At 55.2% G+C, this 13,756-nt stretch carries 12 protein-coding genes; 2 read left to right on the top strand and 10 right to left on the bottom strand.

Annotation, left to right across the window (positions count from 1 at the left end; all coding sequences use genetic code 11):
- The first annotated feature begins 63 nt into the window (after positions 1-63).
- Positions 64-1,356, top strand: coding sequence for a transposase (locus tag R8G34_17880; protein MDW3224722.1), 1,293 nt, complete (start codon positions 64-66; stop codon positions 1,354-1,356).
- On the opposite strand, the gene R8G34_17875 is transcribed toward R8G34_17880, so the two are convergent.
- From R8G34_17875 to R8G34_17835, 9 genes are all read right to left on the bottom strand, one after another.
- On the bottom strand, positions 1,327-2,313 hold the full coding sequence (locus tag R8G34_17875) for an NAD(P)-binding protein (GenBank protein ID MDW3224721.1): 987 nt from the start codon (positions 2,311-2,313) through the stop codon (positions 1,327-1,329). The genes R8G34_17880 and R8G34_17875 overlap by 30 nt on opposite strands.
- A gap of 425 nt (positions 2,314-2,738) precedes the next feature.
- Positions 2,739-3,785, bottom strand: coding sequence for a glycosyltransferase family 4 protein (locus R8G34_17870; GenBank protein MDW3224720.1), 1,047 nt, complete (start codon positions 3,783-3,785; stop codon positions 2,739-2,741).
- Positions 3,782-5,296, bottom strand: a complete 1,515-nt coding sequence (locus R8G34_17865; protein ID MDW3224719.1) for an ABC transporter permease subunit — start codon at positions 5,294-5,296, stop codon at positions 3,782-3,784. Before R8G34_17865 ends, R8G34_17870 begins: the two co-directional genes overlap by 4 nt.
- 21 nt (positions 5,297-5,317) lie before the next feature.
- Positions 5,318-6,064, bottom strand: a complete 747-nt coding sequence (locus tag R8G34_17860; protein ID MDW3224718.1) for an ABC transporter ATP-binding protein — start codon at positions 6,062-6,064, stop codon at positions 5,318-5,320.
- Between the two features lie 5 nt (positions 6,065-6,069).
- Positions 6,070-7,065, bottom strand: a complete 996-nt coding sequence (locus R8G34_17855) for an ABC transporter substrate-binding protein (protein ID MDW3224717.1) — start codon at positions 7,063-7,065, stop codon at positions 6,070-6,072.
- Positions 7,062-7,967 carry a lysylphosphatidylglycerol synthase transmembrane domain-containing protein gene (locus R8G34_17850; protein MDW3224716.1) on the bottom strand — a complete coding sequence of 302 codons (906 nt, stop codon included), beginning with the start codon at positions 7,965-7,967 and terminating at the stop codon, positions 7,062-7,064. Before R8G34_17850 ends, R8G34_17855 begins: the two co-directional genes overlap by 4 nt.
- Positions 7,964-9,667 carry a sulfatase-like hydrolase/transferase gene (locus R8G34_17845; protein MDW3224715.1) on the bottom strand — a complete coding sequence of 568 codons (1,704 nt, stop codon included), beginning with the start codon at positions 9,665-9,667 and terminating at the stop codon, positions 7,964-7,966. Before R8G34_17845 ends, R8G34_17850 begins: the two co-directional genes overlap by 4 nt.
- Positions 9,577-10,068: a CDP-alcohol phosphatidyltransferase family protein gene (locus tag R8G34_17840; protein ID MDW3224714.1), complete on the bottom strand. Its 492-nt coding sequence runs from the start codon at positions 10,066-10,068 to the stop codon at positions 9,577-9,579. Before R8G34_17840 ends, R8G34_17845 begins: the two co-directional genes overlap by 91 nt.
- 324 nt (positions 10,069-10,392) lie before the next feature.
- The gene (locus R8G34_17835; GenBank protein ID MDW3224713.1) at positions 10,393-11,103 is read right to left on the bottom strand and encodes an endonuclease/exonuclease/phosphatase family protein; all 711 of its coding nucleotides are present in this window, start codon (positions 11,101-11,103) and stop codon (positions 10,393-10,395) included.
- Between the two features lie 131 nt (positions 11,104-11,234).
- On the opposite strand from R8G34_17835, the gene R8G34_17830 reads away from it, so the two are divergent.
- A complete protein-coding gene (locus R8G34_17830; protein MDW3224712.1) occupies positions 11,235-11,819 on the top strand; it encodes a YceI family protein in 585 nt (194 codons plus the stop codon).
- A 184-nt stretch (positions 11,820-12,003) separates the two neighbouring features.
- On the opposite strand, the gene R8G34_17825 is transcribed toward R8G34_17830, so the two are convergent.
- Entirely contained in the window at positions 12,004-13,647 is a 1,644-nt protein-coding gene (locus tag R8G34_17825) for an ABC transporter substrate-binding protein (protein ID MDW3224711.1), read from the bottom strand.
- Positions 13,648-13,756: the final 109 nt, after the last annotated feature.

The following is a 13,756-nucleotide window of genomic DNA, read 5'->3' as shown; positions in this document are numbered from 1 at the left end:
GATCAAGTTCCGGACCATTCGTCGTTCTCAAAGAACCTTCATGGCCGTTTCCGGGAGAGCGGATTGTTCCGTCATTCGTTCGAGACAGTTTTGCGGCGCTGGATGGATGAAGGCCTTGTCGGTGGCCGCAGCTTTGGCGTTGATGCAAGCTTGATCCCCGCTAATGCGGGCCAGACGCGTGGCATTGATAGCCAGAATGGTCTGCCAGAAAACCCGAGTTCTCGTGTCGTCAACGAATATCTTGAGACCCTTGATGACGCTGCTTTTGACGCATCGACCAAGTTGGCTCCCAAATACATCCCACCAGTTGATCCCGCAGCGCGCTGGAGCGGAGCGGATAATGGGGCCGCATTCTTCGCCTATTCCACCAACTATATGGTGGATTTGGACAATGCGGTCATTGTGGATGTCGAGCCATCTGTTCCGATCCGGACCGCAGAAGCCTTTGCCGTGCGCCGGATGATTGACCGGATTACCGAGCGCTTCGACATGACGCCAGGCAAGCTGGTTGGCAATACGGGCTACGGATCAGCGGAGATGCTTGGGTGGTTGGTGGAAGAGCGCGGTATTGCTCCGCACATTCCTGTCTGGGACAAATCGAAACGGACGGACGGCACCTTCTCACGCGAAGATTTTGTCTACGATCTCGCGACCGACAGCTACACCTGTCCGGGCGGCAAGGCGTTGCAGACCTATCGTCGGAACGTCTCAACGCCACGAAAAGCAAATGGCGGCAAAGACGGCTTCATCAGATACCGCGCCTCCAAACATGACTGCGACATATGCCCTTTGAAACCGCAATGCTACCCGAAGAACCACGGGAGACGCCTCATGCGCTCTGTGCACGAAGCTGCCCGAGACGTCGCGCGCGATATCGGAAAAACTGACGCCTACATGACCTCGTCCATCCAGAGGCGGAAGGTCGAAACTCTCTTCGCCCATCTGAAACGATACATCGGTGTCGCAACGATGCGGCTGCGAGGACCCAGAGGCGCATATGAACAGTTCCAGCTAGCAGCCGCTCCCCAAAACCTCAGGAAACTCGCAAAACTGGTCCCGCAAACAGAACCGACACGAAGAAGGGACGTGTCACCCCAAGTCTCGACAGCTGTCAAACCTGCCAAAACACCGAATTCTTCAACACTATCCGGACAAACCTGCCTTTCATCCGCGCAGATGTTGGAAAGGGTGTACAAAAGTCTATCTCTTTGCTCCAAATCAATAACTTGGTCGAAAATAGTCACGGTCCGCACCAGTTTTTCCAATGGATGTTCCCGTGATGGCCGACGCGCGGTTCTGCTGAGCAAGACCAATGAACGCATCCGTTCAGGTCAACATGTCGCCAAGCACCCGTGACAAGGCGAAACCACTGTCAAACGCTGTCTCTACTTTGCCTTTACCGGTCCAATCGCCGCAAGCTGCGAGCTTGCGTTCATGGTCGATCAGATATGGTATTCCTGCGGGCGTGGCGACATTGGCATAACGCCACCGATGCAAACTGACATAGCCAGCCTGCGCTGGATCCATCCCCGTGGCCAAAGCGAAAGCCGCCAGCAATTCCGATTTTACGGCTTCCTGATCGCCTTCGAGGTGATCTTCCGCCCATTCATTGGATGTTTGGCAAATGATGTTCAGGGGATGTGTCCGGCCAGGTTTGGACGAATTGACAGCAATCCATGTCAATGGACCCTCGGAAACACGCGCCGCGTCCCAGTCCAAGTCCAGCGGCTGATCAAAACCAAGCATGAGGCTGTAACATCCCTGCATTTTTGTCGCTGCCAAGACCTCCTGACCAGAGAACGTTGGCGGCATGATCCGGGCGGCCTGTACACAGGGCACTGAACTCACAACCCAATCAAAACGCCCGAAATCCTCTCCCGCCTTTCCCACCAGCTCCCAGCCGTCACCTGCCCGTTCAATACTGGAAACCTCGGCTTGCATGGTGATCTTGACAGGGTCGGACATGGCCTTGCACAGGCTGTTCATGGCAGGCACGGCTGTGTACCGCGGCGCCGTCCAGACGGAAGGGGTTACCGACGGCGAGCCCAGTGTGACAAGTCGGGGCCGCCACTCTTCAACAATCCCATCTCTTAGGAAAGGCGCCAGAAATGCCTGAAAATCCGGACCCTTCGCTGTAAAATACTGCGCACCATGATCAAAACGATAGGCTTCTGACCGCCGTGTCGACATCCGGCCGCCGATACCACGGCTTTTGTCAAACACCTCGATCTGTGCCCGGCCGCTGAGACCTTGCGCGAGTGTGAGCCCCGACATGCCGGCGCCAATGATTGCGACTTTCAACTGTTCTTCCATGGTCCCGACCTACACCAATTCTGCGCAGAAGATATGCGACTGTTTGATCCACTCACATAAGAAACTCAGATCGTACAGCAAAAGTGAGATTGCCTATGCTTTAGACAGTATGCATGGAGGTTAGAAAAATTTGCCGCGCCAAAGGGCCAGAGAGAAATCAAGCTCGCGATGATCTTCATACGCTCGGTCACAGGGATTGTCTGTTCTTTCAGATTGCCAAAAGCATTTCGTGCAAGGCAGTCCTTTGTCCTAAACCTGTCAAAACTGCTCCGCATGAGATTGGCAGCTATCTGTCATAAGACCCATGCAATGAGTGTTGCAAGAATGCGGAAAGCCATTTCGGTTTAACTCATTGCCTTGCAAGCTGTATCGCCCGAATGGTCCCAAAACCCAGACGGCTTTTGAAATAGCTTGCGCGTTGTTCATCAGTCTGTTTGCGTGACCTTTTGCACAACAGACGCAAACATTTGCGCGGTATCTGTCCACTCCGGCAATGACCGCGCCCGTACTTTGGACAACTCACTGAAATCCCTTGCCGTCTCAGGGTTTTCAAGGAACTGCCTGAGAGCTGCAGCAAAGGCCTTCGGATCGTCAGGGGGCGTTAGAATGGCAGCCTCCCCCACTGTGTCAGGAACCGCGCCAACACGGCATGACACGACAGGCAAAGCAAAAAGCATGGCCTCGCTTAAAACCATACCATACCCTTCATACCGCGTTGCCAGTGCAAAGACTGTGGCGGAGGCGAAATGCCTCGACAAAGCGGCTTCTCCCAACTCTCCGGGGAATGCAACCCTGTCTGCAAGGCTCAGCTGTTGGCATTGCGCCCGCAACTCATCGGCAACAAATGCATCATATTCCTTTCCGACGATCACCGCTTTCCAGCTCAGATCCTTGATGCACGAGAGTGCGTTCAGAAGCACATCATGCCCTTTGCGGCGCGCCAATAATCCAACGGATAGAATGACAGGCGGGCTCACTGGCATTCTATTGAAAACAGGTCGCTCAAACCCCGGCGGTGCGATTGTTACAAGTCCCTCATCAGCGCCGAATTCGCGGATCAAGACGCGCGCGGTGTGCGGGCTTGGCACGATGACTTGCGCCGCATGTTTCAGGTTTGCCGCTTCATTGGCGCGCAAAAATGCAGCACGTTCAGGTGTCAGACCCGTTTCGGTCCCCAATGGATGATGGATCATGGCGATGATGGGCGCCTTGACGCGCGCAAGTCCAACCGGATCAATCGCACCAAAAACCAGACCGTCCAGAATGATCGGGAGATGATCTGGCACGGCGTACAAAGCCTTCAGAGCGGTCATCATCTCTTCCGGCGTGGGATCAGGAAAGCCATCCGGCAATTCAAGATGAGCCGTTTTAATCCCCATTTCGTTGAGGGCGCGCAAGACTGTCGCCTCATATAAAAATCCACCGGTCTTGCGGTCTTTATCACCGGGTATCGCAAAAACAGCTTGAGTCATGTCAATTGTTCACTCGCATAAACTGTCAAAACTGCGCGTTCCAGCCAAAGCACAATCACGTAAAGCGTCACTGCAACCAGCGCTATCGCGGCAATACATGACCAAAGCATATTGTAATTCGAGGTGGTCGAGGTGAGCGCCATAAGTACACCGATCCCGGTGCCCGTTGCCAGCCATTCAGTTGTTGTGACGGCCAGAATCGCGGCAGGAACCGCCATTTTGGCCGCCGCGAACAAGGCGGGTAGCATTGTCGGAATCCGGGCCGTGAACAAGATCCGCAGTGACCCGGCACCATAGGTGTTGAACACGTCAATGATCTGCTTTGGCGTTTGTTGCAAACCTTTAAGGCAGGCAACGAAGGTGGGGAAAAAAATCATGACCGCGACCACCGTTATTGTTCCAGCCGAACCCCGACCCAGAGCCAGAACGATCAACGGCGCAGTTGTTATAATAGGTATGGCGCGCAGTGCGACCGCGATAGGCAGCACAAAACCCGCGGCCTTGGGTACAAGGATGACCCCAACCGCCAGCCCGGCACCCAGAAGCAAGCCCGCCACGAAACCCGGGATCGTCGCGCTTACCGTCTGACGCAAGGCCTCGAACAACATGAGGCGTGCCTCTCCATTGCCCGCCAGATATGCGACGACATCTCCGGGTCGTTTGGCAAAGAACCGATTCAAATCGAACACATCCATCACCACCTGCCACACGAGCAACAGCAACACCACTGCTGCAAGTGCTTCTGCAAATCTGGGCCAAAAATTTCGCCGCGCCAGGGATCGTGGCGGTGACAGAATGATGATTGGCGCGTACCCCTGCATCCGGCGCGCCACCACGCCAACAATTGTATAGGCTAACATCGCGACACCGGCGGATATGATGGCCAGTGACCATGTCGCATCAACATCCAGACCCCGCATGGCCCTCAGAGTGAGGACACCAAGACCGCGTTCGGCCCCAGTAAATTCACCAATCATCGCGCCGAGGAATGCCGCAGGCGCGGCAATCTGCAAGCCAGCAAAGAAATACGGCAGGCTGGAACGCGCTCTGACAATGAGCAATGTGGAAAGCGCTCCACGGCCGTAAATGGACATCAGATCGGACCAGCTTTGCGGCATCGCTCGCAGGCCGACGATCAGAGCCAGATATGTGGTATAGTACACGGCAAGCGCTGCAAGCGCGATCTGCGGCACATCGCCGGGGCCGGAAATGACCCGCAGGATGGGTCCTGTGGCAACGAGAGGCAGGCAAAAGACAACAAGTGCAAGGCTCGATACCAGTCGCTCGGCTCTCGGAAGTATTATCACAGTCGCCGCCATAAACACGGCCGCAAGATTGCCCCAAAGAAACCCCAAGGCAGCGTTATAAGTCGTTGTAAACGTTGCGCGGACCAAAAGGTCGGACTGCCCCAGAACATATGCCCATATCCCAAGCGGGCCGACTACCAGAACACCATCCGAAAAAACCTGTGCGCCCGCCTCCCAACACATCAGCGCGATTGGGACAGACACAAGCCAATTGGAAAACCGCATCTAGATCACGACCCCAAGAGCGTGCAGGACCTGTTTTGCTTTGGTCTGGAATTCTGGCTGGCCGGTCAATTCCGTTGTGCGGGGCGTGGTAAACAGCACCGGTATATCCGCCAAAACCGTTGCCGGGCGTTGTGACAAAACAAGAATGCGGTCCGATAGCAACACGGCTTCGGCAACAGAATGGGTAACCATAATCGTGGTGGTTTTACTGTTGCGCCACAAAGGCGGCAGATCGACATTCAACCGGTTGCGGGTCAATGCGTCCACCGCCCCGAAGGGCTCGTCCAACAAGAGCACCTCTGGTTCGGAAATGAGGCTACGCGCGATGGCCGCGCGCTGACGCATACCGCCGGACAATTCGGCAGGCCGGTGCGCTTCAAACCCGGCCAGACCAACCAATGAGATGAGCTCCTCCAGGCGACAATCCGGTTTACGCGCCAGTTTCGCCCCCAAAGAGATATTTGCGCGCACGCTGCGCCAGGGCAACAAAGCCGGATCCTGAAAGGCCATCGACAAAGCACCCCGCCGGGCAAGATCTGACGGGCTTTGACTGCCGATGCGCACGCTGCCCTGCGTGGGTGCTTCCAGCCCGGCAATCAAACGCAACAACGTCGACTTGCCACATCCTGAGGGTCCGACCAAAGCGGTTGTCTGACCTGCGGCAAAGGTAAGCGTCAGCGGTCCAAGAACCGCATCGCGGTCAAATTGCTTGGTTACCCCGTCACATTCGATTTCGTTGACCGACACAGATCTTACGCGTGGACGTCTTCAAGCAGAGAGCGATCCCAAAGATCCGGGCTGACGTCGCGTCCGAGCAGCGCAAGCGTTTCTACATTGGCGGCCACTGTCTGATCGGTAAACCACCCAAATCCATTGGTCTCGGTCAATTGCGAGAACATGAGCGGCACTTGACGTTTTGCCTGCAACGCTTGTGTTGCAGGATCAAGCCCCGCATCTGGAAACATCTCGACGGTCAGTTGTGACGCGGCATCCGTGTCCGATAGGTAGTCATTCCATCCCATGACTTCGCCCTTCAACAAAGCCACAAGGTCAGAGCGTCGGTTGGCAATGCTGTCCTCGGTTGCAATGTAGGTTTGAGAATGCACGGCGTACCCATAGTCCGCCATCAGCATGGTCGTGTTATCGACCCCTTGAATATCCATCGCCACGGGCAGATCCGTTTCCCAACACAATAAACAGTCCACCTGACCGCTGACCAAAGGCGCCGGATCGTATTGGGTTGGGACGATTTCAATCTGATTGATGTCAATACTGTTGATCGTGCAGAGCGCCTGCAAGACCGGCGTATTTGACACTGCCATGCCGATTTTTTTACCAATCAGATCGGCCGGTTTGTTGACCGGATTGGCATCAAGCGACGCAATCGCAAAGGGGTTCTTCTGCATCGCCACTGCAATGATTTTGAAAGGAGCGCCCTGGGCAACAGCGGCTGCTGTGTAATCTGCAGCAGAAATGCCCATCAGGGCGGTACCGGATACAACCGGCGGCTCTACGGGCGCGTTTGGCCCGCCTTGTGTCAGTGAGACATCTAGCCCCTGCTCAGCCCAATATCCACGCTGCGCGGCGATGTAACTTCCACCAAACTGCACGGAGTGCAGCCAAGACAGTTGAAAGTTAATCTGGGTATGGTTCTCCGCCAAAGCCGGCAGACCAAGGGACGCAGTCCCCAAGGCGACACCGCCGGTCTGTAAAAAGGCGCGACGTGTCGGGTGAAAAAGATGTCTCATAGCAAGTCCATTTTCGAATTTTGAGGATAAGGAATGGGGTCAGGCGCCTTCAACCAGATGAGAACCGCCGGCAAAGCCGCAAGTGTCATGACGGCGCCGTAAGCAATACCCGCCGCGATCCCAGCGCTTGGGTCTGCGCCTATCAGTGGGAAAAGAGCTGCAGCGGCCCCTTCCCGCCAGCCCCATCCGCCAACTGAAAGCGGGATCAGCATAGAGCACAGGATCAAGGGGATCACAGTGAACCAAGCATCCGAACGGATGATAGTATGCGTGGCCCGGGCACAAGCGTAGAAGCTGAAGATCAAGAGTATTGCGATAAGCAATGACAAGGCAATCAATCGGGGCTGCCTTGACAGATCCACGCACAGTTGCAAAAAACGGGACGTCGCGGTCTGGAAACGGGTCGTGGCAATTGCAAGTGCCGCGACAAGCACAACCGCGCAAACGCCGAGCCAAGCCCATTTCGACCACGCCATGCCCCCCGGCATGATCAAGGCGCAGATGAAAGCGATGGTTGTAAGCGTGAACATGAAAATCTGACCGATCAAGCGCTCGGCCGCCACGGACTGAGCCGCGCGTGCCAGATCAAGTTTCTTACGAATGCGATAAGCGCGGCTTACATCGCCCAAGACACCGCCGGGCAATGCCAGATTTGCCAACTGTGCCAGATAATATTCGGCCAAAGCATGGCCAAATGAAAGTTTGATCCCCAAAGCGTCTGCTACGATCTGCCAACGGCGCGCCATCAGCACCGTCAACGCGGTCAAGGTTGCGAAAGCGATGCACAACCAAAGGATGTCAGCATCCTGCAATCTGTTAGCCACAGCCCGCGCGTCCGCCCACCACATCAGGGCACCTACAATCGCGAGGGAAACGCTCAGTTTCAACAAAAATGGCATCATTGGATCACGCCCACCAGTTTCGCATTTTCGCTGAACGCCGAAATGAAATCGTTGCGGAACATGTCCATGCGCCTGACCGGCCCGTCCGGGGATGGGATCAACCCGTCCGTCCAACCCCATGCGCCGATCCGCTGCACAAGGTGTGGCGGGCCAATCATGTGTATCGGCACATCATGATTGTCGCTGCCCGCAACAAAACCAGCTGCCTGATGATCGCCGATGACCAAGACCAGAGGCGCCTCATTCCCCAAGCGCGCGACGTGAGACAAGGTGGCCTGTAACGCATAATCGACGGCGTCCCGGTATGCGATGCGCACATCATCGCGGTTTTTCCAAAGGTCACGCGGTGTTGGACCTTTTTTCGCCATTTCATTGAATATTGTGCCATCGCCGATGTCATCCCATGGAACCATCTGCGGAATTGGAACCCATGGCGCATGCGAGGAGATCAAAGCGATCTGGATAAAATCAGGGCGCGGATCTGCTGGCAGGAGCGAGGAATAGGCCGCGAGCGTGAATTGATCTGGCATCGTCACCCAGTTGAACGGATCCCCCTTGTACGGAATATCAGCGGCGGGGAAGATCAACTCAAACCCCATTTTGCTGCTTTCAGGCCAGTTCAACGTGATGGCTGGCATGATCGCAGCGGTACGATACCCGGCCTCCTGCGCGAAATGGAACAGCCATTTGTGCCCGCTGGCCAGCATCGCATTGTATCGACCATTGTCACTTGTCCACAAACCGCTCGCCAGAGTCCCGTGGGCAAGCCAGCTTTGGCCACCTGCTGTTGGCGAGGTCAGCCAGCCACTTTTCATGGCAAAACCCGCGTCCCTCAGGGCATCCTGACCTTGCGCCAGCGTCGCAAGGTGGACAGGTGCATAAAGGTCATTGTCAAAACTGGCACGGCCATAGCTTTCAACGTAAATCAGGATCACGTCTTTCCCGTCAAGCTGATCCAACACGCCTGTGACACCCGCGAAAGCGTCCAACTCTGCCTCATTGCTGAATTGAACGAGGTCTGCCGCAGTTGCGCGCACTTCAACGATGCGCTTGAAGGACAGGCGCGATGTCCATGCGGTACCAGGTGGGCTGCGGTCGAATTTCCAATACCCAAGGTGATGGCCTGCATCAGCAACCGCCCAGACCCCAAAGACCATCACACCAACCAATGCCACTCCGCGCGCGTAGAGAGGAACCTGAAGTGACGCCCATGCATACAAGCTGCGCAGCAGCGCATAGAAAATACCAAGCATCCCAATTGCGAACCCGGCAATGGCGAGATAAGCCAGTGGGCGGCCAATACTGTCGCTGAGCAGGTTCAACCCAGCCTCGATCAAAAACGCATCCAGCACGGGATTGAACGTGCGATTAAAGGCTGCAAACATGCCGAAATCGGCCAGCTTCAGGAAGGTTGCAGCAACCAAAAAAGCCGCCACCGCGCCCACAATCCAGCGACGCTGACCAATCGCGATCATGCCCAAAATCAAGACCGGCAACTCAAGGGGAAATCTGTTCAGCGCCGACAGGTTCATTGTCCCCGGGTGGTTGGGCAAAACCAGTGCCAGAAAAAGCACGGCACTCGCGAATAGAAGACGGAAGGGGTGCATCATCACCTGCGCGCCAGCAACCAAAGAGTGTCTCGCCCAAAAGACCAGAGCAGCAGCAAGGCGGCGCACCATGATATCGGGTGCATCAGCCAAACAGGTGTCAAAGGACACAACAACACAATCAATGCGGCAATCTGAACAACGCAGACAGATTTGCGGCGCAGGCTTTCAGGAAGAACCGCCAACAGTTTGGGCTCAAAAAAACCTGCGGCAACAAAGACATATCGCGTGAAACCCAAGACCAGAATTTCAAGACCGACATGACCACCCGCCAACAATATGGAGGCCAAAACCGCACCAAGCAGAGCATCTATTTCCATGTCGAACCGCGCACCGAAGGCGGAGGTCAAACCGGATTTGCGAGCAAACCATCCATCAAATCCATCCAGCGCAAAGGCGACACATGCGATGGAAAACAAGATCCAGCTTTTCGGATCTGGCACAAGGATGGCACCTGCAAGGACGGCAATCATTGCGGCACGGATCAGTGTCACGGCATTGCAAAGGCCCAGTCTGAGGTGAGGATATTGCGACTGAATTCCGCACAGACCGAAGACTGAGATGATCATAAAGAGCCCTACCGGAAGAACGAAACCCCCAAACAGAGCACCCGCGGCAAAGGAAAGTGGCACCAGCAAGATCAAAGCCAGCAGTGCAAATACGGACACGGGGCCAAACGAACCCCATTCTGACCAAATATGCTGCCGTATACTATTAATCACTGTCAGAACGCCTGCTTTTACCAATAAAACCAGATAGGTCACCAATCAGATATGACTACTGCCTGTCCTTGTTTTCACCAGCGTTTTTTTGCCAGTTCACGGCACAGTGACCACACCACGCAAAGGGCGATGGTCAGATGCCATGTTTGTGTCGGGGTGATCGACGGCGTGAACCTCCTCCACATGCCCTGGCGCGTCGGTCAAAATCCGGTCCAGAGCAAGCAGGGGCCGTTGCGTCGGGAAGGTGGCTTCTGACGGCCCCTTGAACTGGCGACCGACAATTTTTTTGGCAAAGGCCATACCCAACCAAGGCCGCCATTCATTGAGATCGCCCAGCAGGATTGTCTGCATCGCCGGCCGCCGCCTCAGGTATTGTCCAATGACCCGCATCTGAATGATGCGAAGCGGTTGTGATAGCGACAGATGACAGGACATAATCCGGATCGGGCTTTTTTCCGCCATCACTTCGACAACGACGGCGCCACGGTGGCAGTGCCCTGGCATATCGATGACATCCGCACTGATCCTCTGGAAACGCTTGTTCAAAAATAGAATTGTGCCCAAGAAGCCATCGCTGTCGGGGCCCCATCGCAGGGTCGGTTGATCATGGATATAAGAGAGACCCGTTTGCGCGGCAATCCTTGCGACGTCCAGAATGCGCGCATGGGGACGGCATTCCCCATCCGCCTCTTGCAAAGCGAGGATGTCGGGATCAAAGGGTGTCAGAACCTGTTCAATTGCATTCTCGATGCGCGCAGGATCCGTTCTGCCGTCGCGCCCCTTTGCGCGATGAACATTCCAAGTCATACAGCTAACCTTGTGCAAATGCGCTACTTTCAGTCACTTTGGGGTTATCGCACAACATAACGGGTGCACGGTGGCCTTTAAGTTGTAAACATAGGCACTAGATCATGGGAACACAGAACCGGGAGAAACTGATGCATCTTTTGACAAGTACTGCCTTGGCCACTGTTGTTTTTGGCGCCAGTGCGATGGCCGAACCGGCGCGTTTTGAACTGGATCCTTCACACACAACGGTTTTTTTCACTGTGGATCACATCGGCTATGCGCGCACCTTGGGAATTTTCGGCACAGTCAGCGGCACTTTTGCTTACGATCTGGAAACTCAGGATCTGAGCGATGTGCAGGTCAGCATTGATGCGGCAAGTGTCAACACATTCCATGACGCACGCGATGGGCATGTCCGCAACAAGGATTTTCTTGACGTCTCAAACCACCCTGAGATCACGTTTGCCGCCTCCGCTGGCACCGCAGCCAGCGAGACGGGCGGCACTGTCACGGGCGACTTGACCATCCTTGGACAGACCCAGCCCGTCACGCTCGATGTAACACTCAACAAGGTAGCAGAATATCCCTTTGGCCATAAGCGACTGGTGCTTGGACTTTCGATGGAAACGACCATCAACCGCAGTGATTTCGGCATGTCCTACGCAGTTGACAATGGGTTGGTCGGCGACACCGTCTACATTCAAGTTGAGACTGAAGCGATGAAAATGGAGTGACCTTCAACTGATGTCGCGTATCAAATCATGCGACATCACGCGCGAACTCTGTCACGCCATAAAGCACTGGTACCATTGGAGTTTTAGGCGAATAAGCGCATTTTCCCAGACCTCGGCCCGCGCGCAAAAACCCAATCCACAGAAGACCTGTGGATTGGATGTTGTTTTATAAGTTCGCCTTCTGTTAGGCCGCGAACCCAAGCTTGGCGACATGTATTTCAAATGTCGGGTGCATTTCGGCCCCCACCACAGTTTCTTTGTGATGACGATATACTGAGCGCCAGTAGGGTTGCACGATAACCCCCTCATCTTGCATGATTTTTTGCAACTTTGCCATCACGTCACGGCGCTGGTCAGCATCCGCGATCGCCAGTGCCTCAGCCAGCAGCGCGTCAAATTCCGCGTTGGCGAAAGCACTTTCGTTCCAAGCTTCGCCAGAACGATACGCCAAAGCCAGAACCTGCACGCCCAAAGGACGCTGCGCCCAATCGGTGGTAGAAAGTGGATATTTCGCCCAGTCGTTCCAGAATGTGGACCCCGGCAGAACAGTCCGTTTCACGTTGATGCCGGCATCGCGCAGCATTGCCGCTGCTGCATCTGTTGTGTCCTTCCGCCAAGTGTCATCAATCGAGATCAGGTCATGTTCAAAGTCTCCCATGCCCGCTTCGTCCATCAGCGCTTTAGCGCCTGCGGGATCGAAAACCGGAGCGGGCAGTTCTGCGTATTCAGGGTGTATCGGGGATACATGATGGTTTTCGGCGACCAACCCGTTGTCCGAAAAACCCAACTCCAACAATACGTTATTGTCGAGCGCCATGGCCAGCGCGCGGCGTACGCGTACATCCGCATAGGGTTTCGTTCCATCGATCTCAGCCTCCTGATTGGGCCGAATGACGACGGTATTGGCTGTCACCGCTTCGGACTTGGCCCAGCCGATGTCATCCATGATGAAGATAAAATCGCCAATGGATTCGTAAACCATATCGACCTCATCCGCATCTACTGCGGCAACAATACTGGCCTGCTCCGTCCCAAAATCGAGGTATTCGATACGATCCAGGTAAGCGCCCTCACCCCACCAAGTATGGTTTTCATTCTTGATCAGCACCGCCCGCACCCCAACCTCAAACTCGCCGGGCAAATAGGGTCCCGTACCGATTGGATTGTCGAGCGGGTCACCGCTAAAGCTCTGATGGACAATGGCAGCTGGATAATCAGAAAACCCGGCGGTCAAAGTGATGTCGGGCTGGCCCAATGTCAAGCGCACGGTCGTATCATCCACCACCGTGATGGACCCATCACGCGCTAGACCTGTCGCCTCATCCACAAGCGATCCCATACGGGACGCCATTGAGTTGCCCTCGACACTTTTGTCGCACCAACGCGCAATATTGAAAGCCACATCCTGCGCAGTGAAGGGATCACCGTTGCTCCACGTCACGCCCGGGCGCACAGACAAAGTATATTCGGTCGCATTGGCGTTGACTTCCCACCCCTCCAAAAGTGCGGGATTCAAACTTCCATCTGTTTGATATTCAACAAGATATTCAAGGTAACCGCGCGTGTAGTTCGACATTTGCGGCCAGTCGTAGGTGCGCGGATCCTTCAATGCCTTCACCGAAGACTCGATGCGCAAAGTCCCACCTGACTGCGCATGGCCCGCCGCTCTCGCGGGCTGCGAAAGACCCAGCAAACCGTAGGCAGCAACGGCACTTACTCCCAGCGATGTGGCGCGCGTCAGAAACTCACGACGCGACAGCGAACCGGCGGCGACTTCCCTTGCATAATCCTGTGCTGCGGGGTGAAGACGTGCTTTAGAATGATCCATGAAACCCTCAATTTTCTTTGTTGCGCGGCAAAAGTCCGACCGTCTGAAGCAGATATGATACGGTCGTTCGACTGGTCTGGTACATAGCTCAAAAACGACATTATCAATC

Source organism: Paracoccaceae bacterium (assembly GCA_033344815.1).
Taxonomy (GTDB): Bacteria; Pseudomonadota; Alphaproteobacteria; order Rhodobacterales; family Rhodobacteraceae; genus Roseobacter.
This window is presented reverse-complemented; position numbering and strand designations above follow the sequence as displayed.

Bases quoted from the DNA above. Each gene is read 5' to 3' on its own strand.
- R8G34_17875 (MDW3224721.1), bottom strand. From the start codon at position 2,313: ATGGAAGAACAGTTGAAAGTCGCAATCATTGGCGCCGGCATGTCGGGG.
- R8G34_17870 (MDW3224720.1), bottom strand. From the start codon at position 3,785: ATGACTCAAGCTGTTTTTGCGATACCCGGTGATAAAGACCGCAAGACC.
- R8G34_17855 (MDW3224717.1), bottom strand. From the start codon at position 7,065: ATGAGACATCTTTTTCACCCGACACGTCGCGCCTTTTTACAGACCGGC.
- R8G34_17850 (MDW3224716.1), bottom strand. From the start codon at position 7,967: ATGATGCCATTTTTGTTGAAACTGAGCGTTTCCCTCGCGATTGTAGGT.
- R8G34_17835 (MDW3224713.1), bottom strand. From the start codon at position 11,103: ATGACTTGGAATGTTCATCGCGCAAAGGGGCGCGACGGCAGAACGGAT.
- R8G34_17830 (MDW3224712.1), top strand. From the start codon at position 11,235: ATGCATCTTTTGACAAGTACTGCCTTGGCCACTGTTGTTTTTGGCGCC.
- R8G34_17825 (MDW3224711.1), bottom strand. From the start codon at position 13,647: ATGGATCATTCTAAAGCACGTCTTCACCCCGCAGCACAGGATTATGCA.